At 42.7% G+C, this 23,454-nt stretch carries 21 protein-coding genes and 1 riboswitch; of the genes, 17 read left to right on the plus strand and 4 right to left on the minus strand.

Annotated features, from left to right (window positions below):
• Nucleotides 1-287: 287 nt before the first annotated feature.
• The gene (gene sda / locus L2D08_RS13285; protein ID WP_255821954.1) at nt 288-461 is read right to left on the minus strand and encodes a sporulation histidine kinase inhibitor Sda; all 174 of its coding nucleotides are present in this window, start codon (nt 459-461) and stop codon (nt 288-290) included.
• Between the two features lie 25 nt (nt 462-486).
• Nucleotides 487-571, minus strand: a riboswitch (cyclic di-GMP riboswitch).
• Between the two features lie 492 nt (nt 572-1,063).
• On the opposite strand from sda, the gene L2D08_RS13290 reads away from it, so the two are divergent.
• The 3 genes from L2D08_RS13290 (at nt 1,064) to L2D08_RS13300 (ending at nt 3,470) form a co-directional block, all read left to right on the plus strand.
• Complete coding sequence (locus L2D08_RS13290) at nt 1,064-1,336, plus strand: hypothetical protein (protein WP_242234335.1); 273 nt, start codon at nt 1,064-1,066, stop codon at nt 1,334-1,336.
• A gap of 30 nt (nt 1,337-1,366) precedes the next feature.
• Entirely contained in the window at nt 1,367-1,648 is a 282-nt protein-coding gene (locus L2D08_RS13295) for an alpha/beta fold hydrolase (RefSeq protein ID WP_242234336.1), read from the plus strand.
• Between the two features lie 493 nt (nt 1,649-2,141).
• The gene (locus L2D08_RS13300) at nt 2,142-3,470 is read left to right on the plus strand and encodes a GntT/GntP/DsdX family permease (protein ID WP_242234337.1); all 1,329 of its coding nucleotides are present in this window, start codon (nt 2,142-2,144) and stop codon (nt 3,468-3,470) included.
• Nucleotides 3,471-3,552: 82 nt separating this feature from the next.
• Here the strand turns inward: L2D08_RS13300 and L2D08_RS13305 are convergent, their stop codons facing one another.
• Both L2D08_RS13305 and L2D08_RS13310 read right to left on the minus strand, forming a co-directional pair.
• Complete coding sequence (locus tag L2D08_RS13305; RefSeq protein WP_242234338.1) at nt 3,553-4,104, minus strand: ClpX C4-type zinc finger protein; 552 nt, start codon at nt 4,102-4,104, stop codon at nt 3,553-3,555.
• Nucleotides 4,105-4,436: 332 nt separating this feature from the next.
• Nucleotides 4,437-5,282 carry a MurR/RpiR family transcriptional regulator gene (locus L2D08_RS13310; protein WP_242234339.1) on the minus strand — a complete coding sequence of 282 codons (846 nt, stop codon included), beginning with the start codon at nt 5,280-5,282 and terminating at the stop codon, nt 4,437-4,439.
• Between the two features lie 149 nt (nt 5,283-5,431).
• Between L2D08_RS13310 and gnd the strand changes: the two genes are divergently transcribed.
• From gnd to tatC, 5 genes are all read left to right on the plus strand, one after another.
• Nucleotides 5,432-6,331, plus strand: a complete 900-nt coding sequence (gene gnd, locus L2D08_RS13315; RefSeq protein ID WP_242234340.1) for a phosphogluconate dehydrogenase (NAD(+)-dependent, decarboxylating) — start codon at nt 5,432-5,434, stop codon at nt 6,329-6,331.
• Nucleotides 6,332-6,595: 264 nt separating this feature from the next.
• Entirely contained in the window at nt 6,596-8,218 is a 1,623-nt protein-coding gene (locus L2D08_RS13320) for a flavin monoamine oxidase family protein (protein ID WP_309241347.1), read from the plus strand.
• A gap of 47 nt (nt 8,219-8,265) precedes the next feature.
• A complete protein-coding gene (locus L2D08_RS13325; protein ID WP_242234341.1) occupies nt 8,266-8,808 on the plus strand; it encodes a RidA family protein in 543 nt (180 codons plus the stop codon).
• A gap of 28 nt (nt 8,809-8,836) precedes the next feature.
• Nucleotides 8,837-9,049: a twin-arginine translocase TatA/TatE family subunit gene (locus L2D08_RS13330; protein ID WP_050183140.1), complete on the plus strand. Its 213-nt coding sequence runs from the start codon at nt 8,837-8,839 to the stop codon at nt 9,047-9,049.
• A 62-nt stretch (nt 9,050-9,111) separates the two neighbouring features.
• Complete coding sequence (gene tatC / locus L2D08_RS13335) at nt 9,112-9,837, plus strand: twin-arginine translocase subunit TatC (protein WP_242234342.1); 726 nt, start codon at nt 9,112-9,114, stop codon at nt 9,835-9,837.
• 73 nt (nt 9,838-9,910) lie between these two features.
• Here the strand turns inward: tatC and gntK are convergent, their stop codons facing one another.
• The gene (gntK, locus tag L2D08_RS13340) at nt 9,911-11,455 is read right to left on the minus strand and encodes a gluconokinase (RefSeq protein ID WP_242234343.1); all 1,545 of its coding nucleotides are present in this window, start codon (nt 11,453-11,455) and stop codon (nt 9,911-9,913) included.
• Nucleotides 11,456-11,955: 500 nt separating this feature from the next.
• On the opposite strand from gntK, the gene L2D08_RS13345 reads away from it, so the two are divergent.
• From L2D08_RS13345 to L2D08_RS13385, 9 genes are all read left to right on the plus strand, one after another.
• The gene (locus tag L2D08_RS13345) at nt 11,956-13,566 is read left to right on the plus strand and encodes an ATP-binding protein (protein WP_242234344.1); all 1,611 of its coding nucleotides are present in this window, start codon (nt 11,956-11,958) and stop codon (nt 13,564-13,566) included.
• Nucleotides 13,553-14,242, plus strand: coding sequence for a response regulator (locus L2D08_RS13350; RefSeq protein ID WP_242234345.1), 690 nt, complete (start codon nt 13,553-13,555; stop codon nt 14,240-14,242). The genes L2D08_RS13345 and L2D08_RS13350 overlap by 14 nt, the downstream gene beginning before the upstream one ends.
• A 168-nt stretch (nt 14,243-14,410) precedes the next feature.
• Nucleotides 14,411-15,715: a CitMHS family transporter gene (locus L2D08_RS13355; RefSeq protein ID WP_242234346.1), complete on the plus strand. Its 1,305-nt coding sequence runs from the start codon at nt 14,411-14,413 to the stop codon at nt 15,713-15,715.
• A 278-nt stretch (nt 15,716-15,993) separates the two neighbouring features.
• On the plus strand, nt 15,994-16,968 hold the full coding sequence (locus tag L2D08_RS13360) for a sugar-binding protein (protein ID WP_242234347.1): 975 nt from the start codon (nt 15,994-15,996) through the stop codon (nt 16,966-16,968).
• The gene (locus tag L2D08_RS13365; protein ID WP_242234348.1) at nt 16,965-18,398 is read left to right on the plus strand and encodes a sensor histidine kinase; all 1,434 of its coding nucleotides are present in this window, start codon (nt 16,965-16,967) and stop codon (nt 18,396-18,398) included. Before L2D08_RS13360 ends, L2D08_RS13365 begins: the two co-directional genes overlap by 4 nt.
• Nucleotides 18,395-19,762 carry a response regulator transcription factor gene (locus L2D08_RS13370; protein ID WP_242234349.1) on the plus strand — a complete coding sequence of 456 codons (1,368 nt, stop codon included), beginning with the start codon at nt 18,395-18,397 and terminating at the stop codon, nt 19,760-19,762. The genes L2D08_RS13365 and L2D08_RS13370 overlap by 4 nt, the downstream gene beginning before the upstream one ends.
• Nucleotides 19,763-19,894: 132 nt before the next feature.
• Nucleotides 19,895-21,187, plus strand: coding sequence for an ABC transporter substrate-binding protein (locus L2D08_RS13375; RefSeq protein WP_242234350.1), 1,293 nt, complete (start codon nt 19,895-19,897; stop codon nt 21,185-21,187).
• 121 nt (nt 21,188-21,308) lie between these two features.
• Entirely contained in the window at nt 21,309-22,193 is an 885-nt protein-coding gene (locus L2D08_RS13380) for a carbohydrate ABC transporter permease (RefSeq protein ID WP_375337586.1), read from the plus strand.
• Between the two features lies 1 nt (nt 22,194).
• On the plus strand, nt 22,195-23,016 hold the full coding sequence (locus L2D08_RS13385) for a carbohydrate ABC transporter permease (protein WP_242234352.1): 822 nt from the start codon (nt 22,195-22,197) through the stop codon (nt 23,014-23,016).
• The last annotated feature ends 438 nt before the right edge of the window (nt 23,017-23,454 follow it).

The following is a 23,454-nucleotide window of genomic DNA, read 5'->3' on the forward strand; positions in this document are numbered from 1 at the left end:
TTGGGGAGCTGGAAGATCTGTATTTTCTGTCTATATTTGACGAGATAATGTATAAATCCATGAATCCTTATCAAAAAACGTATCTCATCTTTAAAGAATGAACATTTTATCCATTGCAGAGCCTTTCTCCAATAACGGTTTTCTTCTATTAAATAATAAATCTCTTAAAATATGTTTCACGTGAAACAATTTTGATAGATTTATAGACTTAAAACCTTTACAGTGCAACAAACCAGGTTTCTTAGTTGTCTGAAAAGGTGGGCTGCTTGTGAGAGGGAAAAGGCAAACTACCTGCTAGTTACCGCTGCATAAGCTTCCAAAGAGGGCGGGCCTATAAAAATAAGTCCTCTTGCCGCCATTTCTGTTTCAAGCAGATAAATAAAATCAGGCGTTAATTTTAAACGTAATGCATCCATATAAGCTTCTATTAAATACTCATCCGCAATGTCTATTTTACACAATGTGCCTGCTCCTCCTCTATGGTTACGAGGCAGTTCAGCCATCTTAGTCTTTAGACCGTAGATCTGAAACTTTGCGTCCCAGCCTTTCGACTGGTTTGCCTTTTTCTGCTTTTCTTAATAAAAAGGTAAACAAAAATAAATCAACAAAAGTCTATTTATCATTTTACAAAAACAGCTTCAAAATGTCATTTTTTAAAATGAAAATTCACAAAAAAGTAAATGATTCACCTTTTAACAGATATGTACCGGAAAAAAGATAAAATGAGCAGAGAAATAAGGCGAAAGGAGAAAGGGAATGCAAGAGAACATGATAACTCTATCGGCTGGAAGAAAGCTTGGCTTTTGGGAGTAGGGGGGACAAACAGGGGGTTCCGGTTTTTTTGTTTCATGGCACACCGGGTTCAATAATTTGGTTTTTAAAAGATGATGACATAGCGAATACGCTTGGTATCCGTTTTATAGCGACCGATAGGCCAGGATACGGGTTATCCGGTCAAAAAAGCATCGCAGTGTTATCGACTGGGCAGACGATATAGCCGAACTGGCAATTTTTTCAAAGACAGAGACGTTTTCTGTTTTAAGGATGTTCGGAGGAGGAGCTTATGCAGCAGCTGTTTCTTATTGCTTTCCTGAACGAACTCGATTTTGTGTACTTGTTTTATCAGCGATTCCTTTTCATGCGGGTAAGCCCCCCTAAAAATATGTCAAAAGAAAACCAAATTGCTTTTTTTTCTGTCCAAACATGCTCCATGGATATAAAAAAGGATCAACAGTTCCCAGAAAAAATGATAGATCGTAATCCTGACAAGTATAAAGCCGTCCTCCAAAAAGGAGGACGGCATTTGCCGGAATGGGACAACTGCCAGCTAACGTAAGAGGAGGTACTCGGCAGTACGATTCTTCATTTGAAAGAAGCCTACCGTCAGGAAGTTGAAGGTGCTTTATACGAAACAAGGCTGCTGACGGAAAACTGTGGATGCCACCTTTGCAATATTCAGGTTCGGGTTTATATTTGGCATGGTGAAGAGGATACATTGTCACCGGTCAGTGAAGGGAAAAAGATGGCTGGCCGATTTTGGACTGTTACACCCTATTCTGTAAAGGGTGGAGGTCATTTTCTTACAGAAGAAAAACAGATATGGAATGAAATTCTCCAAACCATTTTAAAGGAAGCAGCGTTTAAATAGCATAAGCATACCTGATTTCGATATGCCTCTCGCATTTTAGTCGGGCTCATAACACGATATTGCTGATCGTGAAGCAGATAACCAGATTGATCCAGAGAACAGCCTGTCAGATGAAAAGCAAACGACCTAAGCCTCTTTTTTATTGAAAAGACCCTTGCGTATATTTATTACGCAAGGGCCTTTTTAGCATGATCAAAAATAAAGGTAGAACTCCGAGTGAAAAGAGACGCTCCATTCACCATCTTAGAGGAATGCCGAATAAAAAATGATTGTAAACTGTACCAGCTTTTTGCGGCTGCTTGAGTATCCAGGCAGCAGAAAGAAGAGAAATCCAAAAATTTTTCATCGCTTCACTCTTTAAGCTTAAAATAAAGAAATATTTTTTCTCTATTATTGTTGATTTCAAAAATATTTTTTCGTATAATGAGTCCATCGGTTGAAAATGCTTACATTATCAACTGGAAATGTATTACAGTATAAAGGTGGTATTTCAATGGACGCTTATTTATTAATTGTAACGCTGCTATCAATTGTTCTCGTTATTATCGGCGTTTCTTGGTTTAAATGGCATGCGTTTATAAGTTTAACCGTAGCCAGTTTGTTTTTAGCTGTTCTTTCCGGTTTATCATGGGACAAAATTGTAAGCGCTTATGAAACAGGAGTCGGCGGGGTACTGGGGCATTTAGTTGGTATTTTGGCTCTTGGTACGATCTTGGGGAAAATGCTTTCTGAATCCGGTGCCGGACTGCAGATTGCAAACTATTTTGTAAAGGTTTTCGGTGAGAAAAAACTTCCGTGGGCGATGTTTTTCTCAGGATTTATCATTGGGATTCCTGTCTTTTTTGAAGTCGGTATTTTAATTTTGCTGCCGCTTGTCATTTCGATTCAAAAAGCTACAAAGAAAAATATTTTATTAATTGCACTGCCAGGGATCGCTGGCTTATCTGTTGTGCACGGCCTTGTGCCTCCGCATCCAGGTGCAATTGCAGCAATCGGCATTTATGGCGCTGACTTAGGAAAGGTACTGCTGTACTCTTTAATCATTGCACTTCCAGCTGGTATTATCAGTGGTCCTTTGTTTGCAAAGTTCATTTACAAGCGGGTTATGCCAAAAGGAGAGCCGAGCTTAGTAACGGTAGAACAAAAAGATCCTGCTTCTCTTCCAAGCGTAGGAATTTCATTCTTATCTATTTTACTGCCTGTTGTTTTGATGATCATTGGCACCGCAGCGCCGTATGCCGGACTGCCTGGCCAAGCCGAACAAATTTTAGCTTTTATCGGCAGTCCGCTTGTTGCCCTTTTAATTTCTTGTTTCGCTGCTTACTATTTTCTCGGTTTCCGTCAGGGGATGGACCGCGATACAATCAAGAGATTTACAGAAGAATGCATTCTGCCAGTTGGCTCTATTCTTTTAATTATTGGAGCGGGCGGTGCGTTTAAACAGGTTCTGATTGACAGCGGAGTAGGCGCAACAATTGGTGATATGTCACAAGGATTATCTCTGTCACCGCTTTTACTGGCGTTTATGATTGCTGGCTTAATCCGGATTGCAACCGGCTCTGCCACGGTAGCTCTTACAACGGCGGCAGGTATCGTATCACCGATCATTGCCGGTATGCCGGATGTGAACCTTGAACTGCTTGTTATTGCAACAGGCGCTGGTTCCTTAATGTTCTCTCATGTAAATGATGCAGGCTTCTGGATGGTAAAAGAATATTTAGGATTAACTGTCGAAGAAACGTTTAAAACATGGACGGTTCTTGAAACTGTTCTTTCTTTTACGGCATTTGCCGGTGTCTTAATCGTCAGCATGTTCGTTTAATAAAAGTGAAGAGTGAAGACCGAAAAAAGCCCTGGGAATCCAGGGCTTTTTTTATGATGTTACATACCTATAATAAATTTGATTAAATAACGTTTTTGCCAAATTCCAAACAGCCCGCACAAATCGAAACACCTGGCCCGACCGCTAATACACCCACTTCACTAATGCTTTTTTGGCAAAAAGAACAAGTTTCCGTATAAGCTGTGCTTGCTGCTGGCGTGTTTTCTACAGCTGGCTGGGGTTGTGACTCAATCACTTCTTTGCCGAAATCGAGACACTCTATACAGATGGAAACTCCGGGTCCTAATGCTAACGCATCCACTTCATTTCTGCTTTTTTCACAAAAAGAACAAGTTTCCGTGTAAGTATGCTTCGCTGATGGTGTATTTTCTGCTTTAGTCATGGTATCAAACAAACGTTCAATAAATTCAGGCTGTATATACTCCGCATGTCCCTTTACCTTTTGCTCAATCGTCGAGTAGGCAAGCGCCATTCCTTCATAAAAAGATTTTCTTTCCGGCACTTCGCTTTTAGCGGCTTCATCCTCACATAATTGCTGCAGCATTTGCAATCCCTCTACTGTGGCTTTTACTTCCGTGCCCTGGAACATGTTCATTTGAATATGTTGATCCATTTCAGCCGCCCTTTCCCCAAGGAATCGTGCAAACAGAATCGCTTACACAGCTATTTATTTCTTGGTGAATGGGAAAATTCCTTCTTATTTGAGCGAAAAGAGCTGTTATGGAGATCAAGCAAAACATTGGTCAGACAAAAGTACTATCTTTTTAACGCAGTTGCATGCAAAGCTCCTGCATGAAAACAAATACCACTGTACATAATGTAAGTAGTAAAGAAACCACTTTTATCTGTGGAGTTGTTTGAAAGAAAAACCACCTTTTTTTCTTATGGCCTCTCTCGTGGAAAGGGCTTTCATTTTGACGGTTGAGTAACCGTCTGCTAAGCCGGTTAAATTCTCGTTTCAGAAATGGAGTCGCGGATTTTATCGAGTGCTTTATTCGCATTGTATTTGTTCAGTACCATTATATTTACATAAAGGGCATCAATAATGCTCAGCTGTCCAATCCGGGAAGAAAGGGCTTCAGAACGAAAATCCGTTTCTTCAGAGCTTGTGAATAGCGCAACATCGACATTCTGGCCAATAAACGACTTTGGATAGCCTGTGATACCGATCGTTTTTGCCCCGTTTTTTTTCGCTGTTTTTAAAATATTAATCGTATCTTTGTTCGTTCCGGAATGCGAAATCACAACAGCTACGTCCTTTTCTGTCAGTTGGGAAGCGGACATCAGCTGGTAGTGGGAATCGACGAATGAGAACGCTTTAATTCCTGTGCGGATAAATTTATGATAAGCGTCCATGGCAATGACCATAGAGCCGCCAACACCGTAAAATTCTATTTTCTCTGCATGAAGGAGCAGGGACACTGCTTGATGAAGCGCATTTTCATTGAGCAAATGCAGCGTATTTTCAAGCGTCTGGATATTGGATTGAAAAATCTTTTTTGTGATGGTTTTTTCGTCATCATTTTCTGAAATTTCTTCATGTATTTGTTGAATCGGTTCCATAATTTCAGAAGCGAGGGCAATTTTCATCGCCTGATACCCTTTAAATCCAATTCGTTTGCAAAACCGAAATACCGTTGCATCCGCAACATGCAGATCTTCTGCCAGTTCGTTAATCGTAATATGAATAATTTTTTCAGGGTTTTGTAAAATGTAATCCGCTACTTTTTTCTCTTTTGCGCTTAACCTTGCATAATAGGAGCGAATTCTTGCCATACATTGTTGTGTCACTGAGGTCCCTCCTTACAAACTGTTTTATAACATCAGTATAGCATAAGAAAAGAAGCAAAAAATATTTCTTGAAAGGGTTTTATTCAAGAAAAAAATTTTATATAATTTAATAGAAGTATGAAAATTATTTTCAAAGGAGCTTATCACATATGCATATTGGTTTAGTCGGGCTCGGCAAAATGGGCTTTCAGTTAGGGTTGAACTTAATGGAGCATGGTCATGAAATTACGGCTTTTGATGTAAACCAGGAAGCAAGAGAAAAAATGAGTGGAGAAGGGGCACAGACAGCTTCTTCTCTTGAAGAGCTGGTTGCCAGCCTGCCAAGTCCGAAAGTGGTCTGGGTCATGGTGCCGTCCGGCAAGATTACAGAAGGAGTCGTTCATGAAGCAGCGTCCCTGTTAACCGAAGGCGATATTGTCGTTGAAGGCGGAAACTCTCATTACAAAGATTCTATCCAGCGCGCAGAACAGTTAGCAAAGCGTGGTATTCACTTTTTAGACGTCGGCACAAGCGGCGGCACGTCCGGTGCAAGAAATGGGGCCTGCATGATGGTCGGCGGTGAACAGTCCGCTTTTGAACAGTTAGAATCTGTATTCCGGGACATTTGCGTTGAAAATGGCTATTTGTATACAGGAAAGAGCGGAAGCGGACACTTTTTGAAAATGATCCACAATGGAGTGGAATATGGGATGATGCAGGCGATCGCGGAAGGCTTTGAGTTGTTGGAAAAAAGCGATTTCGGCTATGATCATGAACAGGTGGCCAGAGTGTGGAACCACGGCTCTGTTATTCGTTCATGGCTGATGGAACTCACACAAAATGCATTTTCAAAAGATCCGAAGCTTGAAGGCATTAAAGGCATTATGCATTCATCTGGAGAAGGAAAATGGACAGTTGAAACGGCCCTTGAGATGCAGGCAGCCGCGCCTATTACGGCGTTGTCTTTAATGATGCGCTACCGCTCGCTTGAAGAAGACACATTCTCAGGAAAAGTTGTCGCTTCTTTGCGAAACGAATTCGGCGGACACAGCGTTGAGAAAAGCAATTAATCCCATAAAGTAAATGTGCGAATAAAAACCATATTCATATACAAGAAAAAGCTTTTCCTCTGTTCTAAAGAGAATTGCTTTTTCTTTTTTTGTTCATTTAGGACTCATTTTATAAGCATTAAAGTGCTCCGTTTTACATATTTTCACTGTTAATAATGATTATAACTTTCAAAAAAATTGTGATATTTTCTAACAAATGTGTAGATATGGAAAAATATAACCTCTATTATACTCTTATTCCAAGTGATTAAAGGGGGAAACAAAGTGACAAAAGAACAAAAAAGCTTAACAAGGAGAGATTTCCTGAATCAAGTAGGGAAAGTAGGAGGAGCTGTTGCCGTATTTGGAGCAATGGAATCCTTAGGGTTTTTTGCTTCTCCTGTGATGGCAAGCGCCAGCAGCTATCGCCCTCCATCCAAAAGTGACCTTTCCCAGTCAGGGAAAATAGGCAAAAAAGTCATTATCCTCGGAGCCGGTATTGCCGGAATGACAGCCGCTTATGAACTTGGAAAAGCAGGATATGATTGTCATATTCTCGAAGCGAGAGATCGAACAGGAGGACGGAACTGGACCGTGCGAAATGGAACACAAGAAACCGAAATCGGCGGGGTTAAACAAACAGCTAAATTTGACAAAGGCCTTTATTTTAACGCCGGCCCTGCCCGAATTCCCCAGCATCATGTGACCATGGATTATTGTAAAGAGCTCGGGGTTCCACTCGAAGTGTTTTGTAACGTAAATGAATATGCTTATTATTATCAGGAAAATGTGGGTGGTCTCGCAAACCAGAGAATTCGGAAGCAGGCCATTAAAGCAGACTCACGTGGATTTGTATCCGAGCTGTTAGCAAAAGCAGTCAATAAGTCTGCACTTGACCAGGAGCTAACGAAAGAAGACAGGGAAAAATTAATGGATTACCTGAAACGTGAAGGTGATTTGTCTTCCGAGTACATCTACAAAGGCTCAAGCCGCCGCGGATATACAGAACTCCCAGGTGCAGGCCTCCAGCCAGGAACAGTCGGCGCACCCTATACATCTAGTGAACTTCTTCAATCAGGAATGATGAACAACTTCAACTCAGAATACTCCTTCACTCAACAACCTATGATGTTCCAGCCCGTAGGCGGGATGGACCAGATTCCAAAAGCACTTGAAAGACAGCTTCCAGGCAAAATTACGTTTGAAGCGGAAGTACAGGAAATTCGGCAGTCCCCAGAGGGCACGCGGGTGGTGTACAAGACCAAAGGAAAAACACAAGAAATAAGCGGAGATTACTGCATCTGTACGATCCCGCTGCCTGTTCTAAAAAATATAAAAGCAGATTTCACAAGCGAAATGAAAAATGCAATCCAAAGCATCAACTACGCATCAACGGGCAAAATCGGCCTTCAATTTAAAAATCGTTTCTGGGAGCAGGAAGACCGCATTCTTGGCGGCATTACAACAACCAACATGGATATCTCCCAGATCTGGTATCCATCCTCTGACTTTTTAACACAAAAAGGAATTGTAGTCGGCTATTATAACTTCGGTCAAAATGCAGTCGATGTGGGCAACCGATCCATCGCCCAGCGTCAATCGCATGCTTTGGCTCAGGGTGGAAAAATACATAAGCAGTATGCTGATGAATTTGAAACCTCTTTCTCACTTGCATGGCACAAAATTAAATATAACGAAGGTGGATGGGCAGAATACTCTTCTTCTGATTTGAAAAACTATTATCCAATTTTAAATCAGCCGCAAGGCCGTATTTACCTTGCCGGTGAACACCTCAGCTACATGACGGGATGGATGGCTGGTGCATTTGAATCGGCAAGAACAGTCGTCAGCCAGATTCACGGGAAAGTTTTGGAAGAAAATGGTCCAGTACCTTCGATCGCGGGGTAATGAATGATCCGGCTGTTATTTTATCTTTTATAAATGGAGGAAGAAAAATGAAAAAATCACTAAAAACCACGATTGCCTCGGTTGTAATTGGAGCAAACGTTATTGCCGGATTTTCGATTGCCTCGGCGGTAAGTGAAAAAGAAGAGTTAAAATCGAATGAAGTAACGTTTTTTGGCACCCCATCTTCCTCTATTTCCAGTTCAGTGGCTATTCCTTCTTCTTATGGCCAGCTGCTGTTTAGCGGGACTGTTCCGCCTTTGTTGAATAAAGACGGTGCAACAATGTATGAACGATACGGGGATACCAAAACGCAGGCTATCGGTATATTAAAGAATTTAGAAACGCAGCTGAAAGCAAAAGGACTCACGCTTGCGGATGTAACGTATTTGCGTGTGTATGTAGTATCAGACCCGAATAAGGGCGGAAAACCGGACTATCAAGGGTGGTTTGACGCGTACGGACAGTTTTTTAATACAAAAGAAAATCCAATTAAAACAGCACGTTCCACTGTGGGTGTCGACAGCCTGGTGAATTCAGACTGGCTCATTGAAATTGAAGCGGTTGTGGCTTACAAAAATAAAAACAAATAAAACATGTTTATGAGAGGAGCAGATTTGCATGCTGCAAAATATCGGTGTTCCAGGTTTAGTGCTAATCTTAATCATCGCCCTTGTAATCTTTGGCCCTTCGAAATTGCCCGAGATCGGCCGGGCGTTTGGCCGTACATTGAGCGAGTTTAAAAGTGCCACAAAAAATTTAGTGGAAGAGGAGGAAGAAAAAAAGCCTGAGCTGACAACGGTGGAGAAAAAAGAGAAATCAGCGGTTTCATAAGAGGCATGTAGACGAGGAAACTCGTCTACATCTTTTTTTAGCAAAAGATAGGAGGTCGTTGGATGAAAAACAAGGATACTCATCTAATCGAACATTTAGAAGAACTTCGCCAGCGGATTATTAGGACTTTAATTGCCTTTCTCTTTTTTCTCATTCTTGCTTTTGTTTTTGTTGAGAATATTTACAATTGGCTGATCAAAGACCTGGACGGAAAATTGGCAATCCTAGGACCGAGTGATATTCTATGGGTCTATATGGTCATTTCGGGTGTTTGTGCGATTGCTGCAACGATTCCTGTTGCTGCCTATCAAACCTGGCGCTTTGTCGCTCCTGCTTTAACAAAGGAAGAAAGCCGGGTCGCCCTTCATTTTATACCGGGCTTGTTTCTGCTGTTTCTTACGGGCATTGCATTTGGCTATCTTATTTTGTTTCCAATCGTGTTAAACTACCTGACTGCGCTGTCATCCGGCCACTTTGAGACGATGTTTACGGCGGATCGCTATTTCCGTTTTATGCTGCACTTAACACTGCCATTTGGCTTTTTATTCGAAATGCCCCTCGTTGTGCTGTTTTTAACAAGACTCGGCATTATTAATCCAATGAGGCTGGCCAAAGCGAGAAAGCTTTGTTATTTTGCCCTCATTGTCGTTTCCATTTTAATTACACCCCCTGACCTGATTTCAGACGTTTTGGTTATCATTCCCCTGCTGCTTTTATATGAAGTAAGCATCACAATTTCAAAGGTGGTGTACAGAAAAAGGCTGACCAGTGAAGTATCTGTTTCATAAAGGAAGAGCAGCAATACATAAATAAGTAAAGCGGCCTGTTTAAGAGAACAGGCCGCTTCTTTTTCAAGCACTATTATTTGATCCATTTCTGCTGAAACTCGGCAATAAGGCCGTATTCATTTTCAAGTGCACGTGCCACGCGAATATAAACCGACATCAGATCCTGATAAACCTCTACGTTTTCCAGATTTGGCTGGTGGCTGTGTGTGCTGCCGACCCACTCTGACATAATAGAGAAATCATCAATTTCGCCAAGCGCGTACATACCTAATACAATCGCACCAAGGCAGGAGCTTTCAAAGCTTTCCGGCACTGTCACTTCCTGATCGAAAATATCCGCCATCATTTGACGCCACAGCTCAGAGCGGGCAAATCCGCCTGTTGCCTGAATTTGCTTCGGCACGCCAATGACTTCCTGAAGGGCAAGCATAACCGAATACAAGTTCAAGATTACCCCTTCTAAAACAGCGCGGATCATATGCTCACGCTTATGGTGCAGGCTGAGGCCGAAAAAGGAGCCTCTTGCGTTTGGATTCCAAAGCGGTGCCCGCTCACCAGCCAAATAAGGATGAAATAGAAGACCATCCGAACCTGGCGCTACACGAGAAGCGATTTTGGTCAGCACTTCATACGGATCAATGCCAAGCCGCTTCGCTGTTTCAATTTCGGCTGAGGCAAATTCATCCCGCACCCATCTAAACGTCATGCCGCCATTATTAACCGGCCCGCCGACAACCCAGTGGTTCTCGGTCAGCGCATAGCAGAAAATGCGTCCTTTCGGATCCGTGACCGGCTTATCTGTTACAGTACGGATGGCGCCGCTTGTGCCGATGGTTACGGCTACCACGCCCGGGTCAATAGCATTCACACCGAGGTTCGATAAAACCCCGTCACTTGCCCCTACAATAAATGGTGTGTCATCAGAAATGCCGAGATCTTCTTTGTATACCGGCTTTAAGCCTTTTAAAAAGTGGGTCGTCGGAACCGCTTTTGACAGCCGGTCCGCCGAAATGCCTGCTACTTCGAGTGCTTCTTTATCCCATGCTAATTCATGTAAATTAAACATGCCCATCGCAGAAGCAATAGAATAATCAACGACATACTCACCAAACAGCTGGTAAAACACGTATTCTTTAATCCCGATAAATTTATCGGCGGCTGCAAACACATTCGGCTGATCGGTCCGCAGCCAGGCAATTTTGCAAAGAGGGGACATGGGGTGAATCGGCGTGCCGGTTCTTTTGTAAATCTCGAGGCCGTTCATTTCGTTTTTAATTTTCTCGGACCATTTGGTCGGCCGGCTGTCTGCCCAGGTGATGCAGCGTGTTAACGGTTTGCCGTTTTTGTCCATTGCAATGACGCTGTGCATCGCGGAACTAAAGCTGACGAGCTTCAGCTGAGCCGGATCAACATGTCCTTTTGTCAAAACGGTTTTGATCGTTTCAAGCACAGCCCGGAAAATTTCGTCCGGATCCTGCTCAGCAATAGACGGCGAGGGGCTGTAAAGAGGATACTCTACATGGTGCATCTCCAGCACTTTGCCGGCTTCTCCAAATAAAACGGATTTTGTGCTGGTCGTTCCGATATCAACGCCTAGATAAAAAGATTGTTTTGACATACTCATAGTCTCCTTTATCAAATGATCCGATCTTTGCTGTGTGTATCAAACATGAGTTAATGAAAATTATTTATTTTTTTTGTTTTAAGAAAGAAAATTTTTTTCTTCTTTATTATTCTACTAGAAAAGAAATGGTTTTGGAACTGTTTTCATAAAAGAGTGTACGTTACTTTGCTCTTTCTTTGTCAGCTGTTAAATGTTCTGGTGCGTATAGCTAGTATACCCTTTTTAAAGAGGATCAGCCGATTATGGAACGGGAGGAAAATGGCCCTTACACAGGCATTCTTTGTTTCGGTCCGAACGTTTAAAGTCATGTACCCTTTTTTACACCATAAAAGGCGTATGCAAAGGAAAGCGCTCTCTATAAGAATGAGAAATAGACCTTGTCTGCTTTCTGCTAACATGTATACTTAAAAAGAAAAATAAGATTTTCATTTTTTATAGCTAAACATGTTAGCGATTTAACAGAAGATAAGCAGTATAAAGGTGGGAGAAACATCATGCTTTTTAAACCGGTGCGGTTGAGCCTGCTGACTCAAATTGCCCTTCTTTTAACGATAGTCATAATCATTAGTACATTTTTGGTGAGTCTCCTTTTTTCTTCCATGATCGATGAAATGGTTGAATCTTATATGGGAAAGCAGGCAATGACTGTCGCAAAACTTGCGGCACAGAATGAAGAAATTATCGATGCCTTCCAAGAAAAAAATCCTACTGTAACGATGCAGCCGATTGCCGAGACGATACGCAAAACAACCGGGGCCAGTTATGTCACGATTGTCAATACGAAAGGAATTCGCTATACAAATCCGAATCCTGATTCGATTGGAAAACATACAGCTACTAGTAATGACGCTTCTCTTTTAAGAGAGCAATCGGTTATTTATAAAGATACGGGCATATCCGGTCCAGCAATTAAAGCAAAAACGCCTATATGGAACGAACACGGAAAGGTTATTGGTGTTTCGTCTGTTGGGTTTTTATTAAATGATGTAGAAGAACAGACAGATGTTTATCGAACGAAAATTATCCAGCTCGCTATGATTCCGTTAGCCATTGGAGCTGTGGGGGCCATGATTATTGCACGCAGGATTCGAAAAGTGATTTTAGGACTTGAACCGGAGGAAATTTCCTATTTGTTCAAAGAGAAAGAAGCCACACTGGAATCCATTCGGGATGCAACCATTGTGATCAATACACAGAATCAAGTTTCATCGATGAATAGGAAAGCCCGTCTGCTATTTGGCGGCCAAACAATCCAAAAAGGATATGTGATAAAAGAGAAGAAGCTTCAAACCCTTTTAAAAGAAGTGCTTACTTTTAAAGAAGAGAGGATCAACCAGCCGGTTGTATTTGAAAACCGGCTTTTCATTGCGGATTTGTCTCCGTTTTTGAAGAATGGACAGACAGAAGGCGTAGTACTGACAGCCCGGCCTATGTCAGAAGTTGAAAAGCTGACGGAGGAACTGTCTCAGATGAAAGCATTCTCTGAAAATATGCGTTCACAAAATCATGAATTTTTAAATAAGCTGAACACGCTGTATGGACTGCTGCGATTAGGGCAGTACGAGCGGGCGATGCAGTTGATTTCCCAGGAAGTCCAGGAGCGGCAGGATGTCATCTCATTCCTGGTTTCATCTGTAGCGGACCCTATGATCGCTGCTTGTCTGCTGGGAAAATTGAATCGGGCAAAGGAACAGCAAGTATCCTTAACCATCGATGAAGAAAGTAGTTTATCCGTTTCACTTACCGCCCAAGAAGCCCAGCAGATGGTTTCGATCATTGGAAATATTATAGACAATGCGCTGGAAGCGGCACGCACCGAAAAAGGAAGAGAAGGAAAAGTTTCTGTGTCATTTACGGACTTTGGAAAAGAAATAGTGTTTGATATTGAAGACAATGGAGCGGGTGTTCCGGCTCATATGGAAGAGAGGATATTCCAAGAAGGGTATACGACCAAAACAGGAGAGAATCACGGTATTGGTTTGACGATTGTCCAGCATGCTCTGCAGCAGCTTGGGGGAGATCTTTATTTAAGCAAAAGTCAGCTTGGGGGTACCCGGTTTACCATTGTCGTACCTAAAAAGGAGGAATTTGATGGAGACGATTAAAGTGATTATTGTAGAGGATGATTATGAAGCAGCAGGAATTTATAAGCAATTTACAGACCAGCAGCCTGGTTTTGATGTGATTGCAACTGCCGGATCAGGCAGACAAGCACTGGATTTGTTAAAAGTGGTGCAGCCTCATTTGATTTTACTTGATGTTTTTCTTCCAGACACCAACGGTATTGAACTGCTAAAAGAAATCAGGAAACAGCAATGGGGAGTTGACGTCATTTTAATTACAGCGGCCAATGATACCGAAACAGTCAGCCAGGCGATTCGCGGGGGCGCATTTGGCTACTTAATAAAGCCGATTATGATTGATAAATTGATTGTAACCTTAGAGGAATACAAGCAGATGCGATCACAGCTTTATGAGCAGAAAAAAGTCGATCAGGATAAAGTAGACCGCATGTTTCGTACTGCTCAATTGAAAAAACAATCTGTCACTAGTACCGCCCAGCTGCCGAAAGGAATCGATAAACATACGCTAAAGCTGGTCAGGGAAAAAATAAAAATGGTTGAGGAAAGCTTGAATGCGGATGAGTTTAGTCAGCTGTTCGGTATTAGCTATTCCACAACCCGTCGTTATTTAGAGTACCTTGTCTCTACTCATGAGATGGAGGTACAAGTGATTTACGGCAGCATCGGGCGGCCGGAACGAAAATACAAATCCCTTTAAAACCGTAGAGCTGAGGCTGCGGTTTTTTTTGTCGTGAAAAATAAGAAAAAAACGATTCTTACAATTAAAAAAGTAAAAACAATTTTTAACTACACGCAATATCAGAAGATTGATACTCTTTTCTAAAGAAAGCGCTGTCAACATATGAGAAGTAAAGGAGATGAATAAATGTTAGCTGCATTAGGATTTTCGATGGTCGCGGTATTTATGTATTTAATTATGTCAAAAAAATTATCGGCTCTGGTAGCCATTATGCTTGTGCCGATCGTATTTGGTATTCTCGGCGGCTTTTTAACCGAGCTGGGCCCGATGATGCAGGAAGGCGTTGAAAGCATTGCCTCCACCGCTATCATGATTTTGTTTGCGATTTTGTATTTTGGCATTATGATTGACTCTGGCTTGTTTGACCCATTGATCGCCAAAATTTTAAAGATTGTAAAAGGTGATCCGCTCAAAATTGTGCTGGGCACAGCGGTTCTTTCTATGACGGTTGCCCTTGACGGAGATGGGACGACTACCTATATTATTACGGTTTCTGCCCTGCTGCCATTATATAAGCGGCTTGGCATGAATCGGCTCATTTTAGCCACAGTCGCTATGCTCTCGATGGGGGTAATGAATATGACGCCATGGGGAGGGGCTTCTGCGATGGCTATGGCTTCCCTCGGGCTGGATGCATCTGAGTTGTTTATTCCTATGATTCCCGTAATGGGCATTGGACTTGTCTGGGTTCTTACGGCCGCTTTTTTACTGGGCCGAAAAGAACGAAAACGGCTTGGTGTAATTGAGCTTGATTCTGCCCATCAGTCAGCGGAGAACACAGGGCTTGCCGCCACAACACTGAATGCAGATTACAAACGTCCAAAACTGGTTTGGTTCAATTTATTGTTAACAATCGTTTTAATGGCTTCTCTGATCATTGACTTTATGTCCTTGACTATTTTATTTATGATCGCCTTTGGTATTGCTCTTCTTGTGAACTACCCAGATTTAAAAGACCAGCAGGAACGGCTGGCTGCCCATTCTAAAAATGCATTAGCTGTTGTTTCCATCGTGATTGCAGCAGGAATTTTTACCGGGATTATGTCTGGAACAAAAATGATTGATGCCATGGCTATAACGCTTGTATCTATTATTCCAGATTCATTCGGCCCGTTTTTGCCGGTGATCGTTGCTTTTTTAAGCGCACCTTTCACATTTTTTATGTCGAATAACGCGTTTTATTTTGGGGTTCTGCCTATTATTGCACAGGCGGCGGAAGCATACGGGATTAGCGCTGTGGAAATTGGGCGCGCTTCCTTGCTTGGCCAGCCTGTCCACGTTCTCAGTCCGCTTGTGGCAGCCGCCCACCTGTTGATTGGACTTGTTGGAACAGAGTTTGGCGACTTGCAGCGGTTTGCAGTTAAGTGGGCACTGGGCACCACAACCGTGATGACAGTAGCGGCCGTACTTTTTGGGATTATCTCGATTTAATAAACGCCTGTGAACAGAATAAGATCCAAACAAAAGGCTGCTTTCGCGAAAGCAGCCTTTTGTCATAAACATCGTCAGGTTTTGATATTCTAGGAGTGATTAAAAAGGGAAAGAAAAAACAGGAAGTTTGTTAATTGACTGATAAACGCTGCTTGCTTTTATTTTTAATGGAAGATTAAAGGAAACAAAACGATACATAGAGAAGTAAATAGGAAAAGGCTAGGTGGACACAGATAAAGGCGTTGATAATGAAAACGCTTACTGGGAGGGGGAGATTTATGAAGCGGCTTGCATACGGCATCCTGCTCCTTGCTTTTCTCGCGGCATCAGCCTGTATGATTTACTATGGAAAACTAACATTTCATATGAAAAAAGCAGAAGCAGAGCAGGATAAATCTGTGTACCACTTTGTCTTGATTCCGGAAGAGATGGATAACGAATATTGGCGTTTAGTCGAAAAAGGAGCAAGAGATGCAGCTGGCCTGTACGGTGTTTATTTAGAGTATGCAGGTCCCCGGCAGGCCGATTACAGCGAACATTTAAAAACACTTGATACGGCCATCGCAGGTAAAGTAGACGGTATTTTAATGCAGGGCGGGAAAAGTGAAATGCTGACGACATTAATATCAAAAGCACATGACAAAGGAATTCCGGTTATCACCGTGGATACAGATGCTCCGGAGACAGAGCGGGCTGCATATGTAGGAACGAACAACTATTACTCAGGCTTTTTAGCGGGGCAGGCACTCTTAGCGGATACAAACGGTTCACAGAGAGTGGGTATCGTAACGGGCCGGTTTCAGTCCGAAAATCAGAAGCAGCGGGTAGAAGGCTTTAAAGAAGCGATTAAAAAAGATGAACGGATTCAAATCGTTGGGATTGAAGAGTCCTCTATCACAAAGATCGGCGCTATTGAAGCGACATACCGCCTGTTTCATAGTCGCCCTGATATCACAGCTATTTATGGGACCAGTGCTTTAGACGGGATCGGCATTGCCGGTGTAACTCGGTACTTTAATAAAAAAAATATTTATGTCATTGCATTTGATACACTTCCAGAGACCCTGTTTCTTTTAAATGAGCAGGCGATTCAGGCTACCGTAGCCCAGGATCCGTATGAGATGGGTTACAATGCAGTAGCGTCATTAATCAAGCTGAAAGCAGGAGAAAATATCCATCCTCTTCAGTACACGGATACATCTATTATTCGAAGAGAGGATTTACCGATTGTGGAAGGAGAAAGCGGGTCATGATTACGATCAGGAAAAAGCTTCTTCTTTATTTTTTAGTGTTTGTAGTCTTATTTAATGTAGTTTCATATTCTATCTATGTAAGCAGCCGGCAGCTTGTGAATGAATATCATAAAAGCTTTCAAGGATTTCTGCTTCTAAATGAAATATCCCAGCAGTCTGCTGCACTGTATGAAGGAGTCAATTCATATGCGATTGAGCGGGAGAAGGGTTCCTTAGAAAAAGTAAAAGCGGCCCAAATGGTTTTACTTGAAAACAAAGAGAGGATAGAAGCAACCAATACAGCCGATATTCAGCCCGAGTCCATGAACATGTATCAGGAAATGATGGATACTCTTGTTGAAGAAAGCGATAAAACGATTCAAGCGATTCAGGTAGAGGCGGTAGATGAATACCCCGGTCATTTACGTGAAGTTCGGAATGTCTCCGGCTATGTACAAGAAGCCACGCTCGCCTATTTAAACTTAGAATTAAATGAATACCAGCAGTTTTATGATCAAATGGAAAAGCGAAATACAGCTTTTAAGCATTTTATCATCAGTTTATTTGTCTCCACGCTGCTTCTTGCTGTTTTCATGGCTCTTTGGTTCTCAAGAGGGATTACAAAGCCCATACATACGTTAACGAAGGCGGCAGCCGAAATGTCTGCCGGGCGGCTCGATGGGCCGGATGTTTCCGTTCTAACCAGAGATGAAATTCATCAGCTCGGGGAGTCTTTTAACCAGATGAGAAGAGACATGCGCCGTTTTATTGAAGAAATCAAAGAAAAAGCAGCGCTCAACCAATGGCTGAAGGAATTGGAATTAAAGCAGCTTCAGAATCAAATCAATCCGCATTTTTTATTTAATACTTTAAACACCGTAAAGCAAATGTCTTACCTGGAGGATGCTCCCATGACTACACAGCTGATTGAATCCGTGTCATCGCTTCTCAGGTACAGCCTTGGGGATTTGCAAAAATCTGTTACATTGGCGGATGAAATGGCGGCGGTAGAGAGTTATTTTGCCATACAAAAAACGAGATTTTCAGACCGCGTTTCTTTTCATTTATCTGTAGAGGAACAATGTCTCCCTATTTCTATGCCAGCGTTGATCTTGCAGCCGATTGTGGAAAATGCTTTTATTCATGGGATTGAAAACAGAGAGGAAGGCGGAGAAATCTCTGTCGTTGTGACGAGCAGCTGCACACAGGCTGTTATTGAAGTGAAAGATAATGGGGCGGGTATAGACGAGAAAACTCTTCAAAAGCTAAGAGCAGGAGGGAAGGCAGCGGAACATACCGGACACTCGACTGGAATTGGTTTGGAAAATGTCATAAAGCGGCTGCATCTCTTCTATAAAGAAAAAGGATCTTTTTCTATTTCATCGACAGAAGGTATGGGAACCACCGTTCAAATTCGTATACCATTTTATGAAGGGAGAGGAATAGGATGAAGGTGATTGTCGTTGATGATGAAATGATTGAAAGAAAAGCGATGCGTAAGCTGCTTGAGCAGCATATTCCACAGGTACAGGTGGTAGGTGAGGCTGGGAACGGGAGGTTAGCGATTGAGCTTGCCGAATCGCTTCATCCCGATTTAATGCTGATGGATATTAAAATGCCAGGCATGAATGGTCTTGAAGCCATTCGCCATATTCGCTCAAAGCAACCTTCTATTCGTTTTATCATGATGACAGCGTATGCTTCTTTTGATTATGCAAGAGAAGCGATGATTGAGGGAGTAAAACACTATCTTGTTAAACCAGCTAAAAGAGATGAAACGATTCAAACGATTTTACAAGTACAAGAGGAAGTAAAGGAAGAACAAGTCTCAGAAGCTGCCCTTTGGCAGCTTGTACTTGCTAAAGTAATGCAGCAGGACATGAACGAAGAAGTGTGCAGGCGCCTGAGGATGCTTCATCCCGAGGCAAAAGTAGGTTTTATGCATGTGTATGAATGTCCAGATGCAAATACAAGGAAAGACATTATCGAACAGCTTAACGAGCACTCCCCGTTTCCTTTTTTGGCGGCTCATCCACAGGCCGGCGGGCTGGCTGTTTTATTTTTAAGCAAGGAATGCCGGAAGTCAGATGTGCTTCTTTTAGCCAAGTCTATCGTTCGCTCGTGGCCCGGAAAAATCACCGTAGGCACAAGCGTTCCTTACCCCTTAAAACAGCTTGGATCCTCTTATTCTGAGGCCTTGCTTGCTTTTCAGCAGCTAAAAGCTGGACGCGGGGCATCATATGGGTTTGCGGATCAGAGCCCTTCTTTTTCGCATAATGCGGTTGAAAAAGCGATTATGAACCGCCATCCTTTAGACACTCTTTTTACCCGCTATTCGCTTAATCAATTAAAAGAAGAATTAGTACATGTCAAAAAAGAAATGGCCGCCATCGGTGTTTACGTTGATGATGTGAGTATTATGGAAGCGGAATCCACTGAAGACTGCCTTGCTTTTGGCAATGAATTGGCCAGCCGAGTCTTTATGCACAAGCAGGGAAGAGAAATGATTGCAAAAGCAAAAGCATTTATCCATACAAACTTTCATCAGCAAATCAGCCTGGAGGATGTGGCTGATCACGTGCAGCTGAGCCCAACGTATTTCACGAAACTGTTTAAAGAAAAAATGAACGAAACATTTATTGGTTACTTAACCAATTATAGAATTCGAACGGCTAAAAAGCTGCTCCAGCACACCAATTTAGGCCTGAAAGAAATTGCGGATCGCACAGGGTATAATGATCCGAATTACTTCAGCCGTGTATTTAAGAAAGCAACTGGCTGTTCACCAAAAGAATACCGGAAATCTTTTTCTTAAGCAGGGGCTGAAGCCGCTGTTTTTCTTTTGCATAAAAAAGTACAGAAAATCATAAAAGATTTCAGAAAAGTCACCTTATCAAGAGGGATATACTTATTTGTGTTAACGCTTACAAAAAAGGGGGCTAAAGGCATGAAGAAAAAACTGGGGCTTATCTTAATGATGATTCTAACGCTCGTTTTATCTGCCTGCGGATCTAACACACAGACGGAAGAAGGAAGCCAGGGCAGCAGCGGGGGAAGCGGGGAAAAAGGGAAACTCGATATTTTCAGCTGGTGGACGGGTGCAGGTGAGGAAGACGGCTTAAAAGCACTTCTTGCCCTTTTCGAAGAGAAATACCCGGACATTCCAATTGAAAATGCTGCTGTAGCTGGAGGAGCTGGAACCAATGCGAAAGCCGTATTGGCGAGCCGGATGCAGGGAAATGATCCGCCCGCTACTTTCCAGGTACATGGCGGTTCAGAACTGAATGACAGCTGGGTAGCAGCGGATAAAATGGAGCCGCTTAATGATCTGTATGAGCAGGAAGGATGGAATGATAAATTTCCAAAAGAATTAATTGAACTTGTCAGTAAAGACGGCAATATGTATTCGGTGCCGGTCAATATTCACCGTGCGAATGTTCTTTGGTATAACAAGAAAGTCTTCGAGGAAAATAGCCTTGCTGTTCCAACAACATTTGATGAGTTTTTTAAAGCTGCAGACACTTTAAAGGAAAAAGGCATTACGCCGCTTGCACTTGGAGACAAAGAGCCATGGGCAGCGACACACTTATTTGAAACGGTCCTGCTTGGAGAACTGGGCGCAGAAGACTATAAAAAGCTTTGGACAGGCGAACTGGCTTTTGACGATCCAAAAGTTAAAAAAGCAGCCGAAACGTTTAAAAAGATGCTTACTTATGTAAATGAAGATCACAGTTCCCGCAACTGGCAGGATGCTGCGCAGCTTGTTGGAAGTGGAGAAGCAGCGATGAACGTTATGGGTGACTGGGCAAAAGGATATTTTACGAATGATTTGAAACTGGCTGTCAATAAAGATTTTGGCTATGCACCCACACCTGGAACAGAGGGAACATTCGGTGTTATTACGGATACTTTTGGTCTTCCGAAAGGGTTAAACAATTCAGAAGATGTAAAAAAATTCCTCAGTGTGCTTGGATCGGTTGAAGGCCAGGATGCTTTTAACCCATTAAAAGGTTCTATTCCAGCTCGTATTGACGCAGACGTATCAAAATACGATCAATATGGAAAAGACACAATGGAAGATTTTAAATCTGCAGCACTTGTGCCAAGCTTAGCGCACGGCTCAGCAGCACCAGAAGGGTTTGTAACGAAGGTCAATCAAGCGGTTAATATCTTTGTTACACAGGGAGGTGTCGATCAGCTTGTTAGTACGCTTCAATCAGCAGGAACCGAATTAAAATAAAGCAGAAACCCTCCGTAAGGGGGGTTTTCTTTACAAGGAGGCATTTACTATGGAAGCAGTAAGAAAAGAAACAGCCAAGGGAGAAAAAGCGTCCAAAAAAAGCTATTCCTCTGATCAATGGATGGCGCTCGCTTTTTTGCTGCCTTCTTTTTTGCTGATTGTCATTTTTGTATATGGATTTATTGGCTGGACAGGATATGTGTCACTGAGCAACTGGAATTCACTTATTCCTGATTTCTCTTTTGCCGGCCTGAAAAATTACATGTATTTATTCAGCGATTTTCGTTTTCAAGCCGATTTACGCAATACTCTTTTTTTTACGATTCTCTTTATCGGCCTGGTGATTTTATTCGGGCTGTCACTGGCTATTCTGCTTGACCAGAAGCTAAAAGGAGAGTCCATTTTCAGAAATATTTTCTTTTTCCCTATGGCATTGTCGTTTGTTGTAACCGGCGTCGTGTGGCAATGGTTATTAAATCCTTCAACGGGAATTAACTTATTTTTAAACACCTTCGGGATTACACCTAAGTGGTACACAGATACCAACATTTTAGCGGGCTTTCAATGGGGACAGATTGAATTTGGGCTGCCGGCTGCGCTGATTGCCGTAGGGATTGCGGCTGTCTGGCAAATGACCGGGTTTTCATTGGCTATGTATATTGCAGGGCTTCGGGCGGTCCCGGATGAAACAAGAGAAGCGGCCCGTATGGATGGGGCTTCTGAATTTCAGATTTACCGGCAGATTATTTTGCCCCAGCTTCGCCCGATTACAGTGAGTGTCATTATTATCATGGCGCACATTTCCTTGAAAATCTTTGATTTGATTTATTCGATGACAGGTCCCGGTGCAAACTTTGTAACGGACGTTCCAGGTGTCTATATGTTTGAAACTACATTCCGAGGTAATTATTATGCGAACGGGGCTGCAATTGCGATTATTATGCTTCTCAGTGTTGCCATATTTATCGTTCCATACTTACTAAACAGCCGAAAGGGGGAAGCGTAATATGGTCATCAGGGCGTTTACAAAACCGGCCAGCTACTTCGTGCTGATTGCGGTCAGCTTATTTTTCTTAATGCCGGTTTATGTCATGATCATTACGAGTTTAAAGCCGCTGGATGAAATTACGCTGGACCAAATGTGGACGCTGCCATCCTCGCTGGATTTCAGCAGCTATGGAGAAGCTTTTTCCAAACTTGCGCCAAACTTGATGAACTCTTTTTATCTCGTTATACCTGCTACTTTGCTGTCTGCTCTATTAGGGGCGATGAGCGGGTATGTACTTTCGAAGTGGCGGTTTAGAGGGTCGGAGATCTTGTTTACTCTTATGCTGTTCGGTATGTTTATCCCTTATCAAAGTATCTTGATTCCACTGATTCAATTTTTACGGGAAGCGGGGCTGTATAACTCTATACCCGGGCTGATTTTTGTTCATGTTGTGTACGGCATCCCGATTACCACGCTGATGTTTCGAAACTTTTATGTGAATATTCCCGATGAAATGATTGAATCTGCCAAAATCGATGGAGCCAACTTTCTTGGCGTGTTCCGGCATATTATGGTTCCGTTATCGGTCTCAGGATTTGTTGTAGTAGCCATTTGGCAGTTTACAAACATCTGGAATGAATTTTTATTTGCGGTTACCATTACAACCGCTGATCAGCAGCCGGTCATGGTTGCGCTGCAAAACTTATCCGGAAGCCAGATTGTCCAGTGGAATGTTCAAATGGCAGGAGCGCTGCTTGCTGCACTGCCTACGCTGTTGGTTTATATTCTTCTTGGGAAGTATTTTGTGAGAGGCCTGCTGGCCGGATCAGTAAAAGGATAAAAGGAAAAGCCGCTAGTGAGAGAGCGGATTCAGTATACAGACAAAGTCTTTCGCTTTTAAAAAAGGATCAGTGAAGCCTGCCGGACTTTGCACACCTTAGGGCAGTGCGGGAGCCTCCTCGGCTGCGCCTGCGGGGTCTCCCGACTCACTGTACTTCCCGCAGGAGTCTTCGTCAGGCAGGCTTCACTAAGTGGGATTGAAGACCAATAAGCAAGAACTGAATAGACATTTTCTCTTTTTTAAACAGAAAAATACGACCTTATTCGCTCTATACCACCTTGTCGCAAGCCACTTGGCGGCGGGAAGGCGGCGCAGACTCCTATGGGACTAGCGGGCAGCTAAGACCGGTGGAGCCGCCAGGCGAAATCGGGCTCAGCGCCTGCCCCATGGAAAGCGGAGCTGCCTGGACGCCGCCGATCCATCCCATTCATGTGTACG

It is taken from the genome of Domibacillus sp. PGB-M46 (genome assembly GCF_022668875.1).
Taxonomy (GTDB): Bacteria; Bacillota; Bacilli; order Bacillales; family Domibacillaceae; genus Domibacillus.

What these genes read in the sequence shown, in the direction of transcription:
- L2D08_RS13350 (WP_242234345.1), top strand. Translation starts at nt 13,553, where the DNA reads ATGGAGACGATTAAAGTGATTATTGTAGAGGATGATTATGAAGCAGCA.
- L2D08_RS13370 (WP_242234349.1), top strand. Translation starts at nt 18,395, where the DNA reads ATGAAGGTGATTGTCGTTGATGATGAAATGATTGAAAGAAAAGCGATG.
- L2D08_RS13290 (WP_242234335.1), top strand. Translation starts at nt 1,064, where the DNA reads ATGCAGCAGCTGTTTCTTATTGCTTTCCTGAACGAACTCGATTTTGTG.
- L2D08_RS13300 (WP_242234337.1), top strand. Translation starts at nt 2,142, where the DNA reads ATGGACGCTTATTTATTAATTGTAACGCTGCTATCAATTGTTCTCGTT.
- L2D08_RS13365 (WP_242234348.1), top strand. Translation starts at nt 16,965, where the DNA reads ATGATTACGATCAGGAAAAAGCTTCTTCTTTATTTTTTAGTGTTTGTA.
- gnd (WP_242234340.1), top strand. Translation starts at nt 5,432, where the DNA reads ATGCATATTGGTTTAGTCGGGCTCGGCAAAATGGGCTTTCAGTTAGGG.
- tatC (WP_242234342.1), top strand. Translation starts at nt 9,112, where the DNA reads ATGAAAAACAAGGATACTCATCTAATCGAACATTTAGAAGAACTTCGC.
- L2D08_RS13330 (WP_050183140.1), top strand. Translation starts at nt 8,837, where the DNA reads ATGCTGCAAAATATCGGTGTTCCAGGTTTAGTGCTAATCTTAATCATC.
- gntK (WP_242234343.1), bottom strand. Translation starts at nt 11,455, where the DNA reads ATGTCAAAACAATCTTTTTATCTAGGCGTTGATATCGGAACGACCAGC.
- L2D08_RS13385 (WP_242234352.1), top strand. Translation starts at nt 22,195, where the DNA reads ATGGTCATCAGGGCGTTTACAAAACCGGCCAGCTACTTCGTGCTGATT.
- L2D08_RS13360 (WP_242234347.1), top strand. Translation starts at nt 15,994, where the DNA reads ATGAAGCGGCTTGCATACGGCATCCTGCTCCTTGCTTTTCTCGCGGCA.
- L2D08_RS13345 (WP_242234344.1), top strand. Translation starts at nt 11,956, where the DNA reads ATGCTTTTTAAACCGGTGCGGTTGAGCCTGCTGACTCAAATTGCCCTT.
- L2D08_RS13305 (WP_242234338.1), bottom strand. Translation starts at nt 4,104, where the DNA reads ATGGATCAACATATTCAAATGAACATGTTCCAGGGCACGGAAGTAAAA.
- L2D08_RS13325 (WP_242234341.1), top strand. Translation starts at nt 8,266, where the DNA reads ATGAAAAAATCACTAAAAACCACGATTGCCTCGGTTGTAATTGGAGCA.
- L2D08_RS13380 (WP_375337586.1), top strand. Translation starts at nt 21,309, where the DNA reads ATGGCGCTCGCTTTTTTGCTGCCTTCTTTTTTGCTGATTGTCATTTTT.
- L2D08_RS13375 (WP_242234350.1), top strand. Translation starts at nt 19,895, where the DNA reads ATGAAGAAAAAACTGGGGCTTATCTTAATGATGATTCTAACGCTCGTT.
- L2D08_RS13355 (WP_242234346.1), top strand. Translation starts at nt 14,411, where the DNA reads ATGTTAGCTGCATTAGGATTTTCGATGGTCGCGGTATTTATGTATTTA.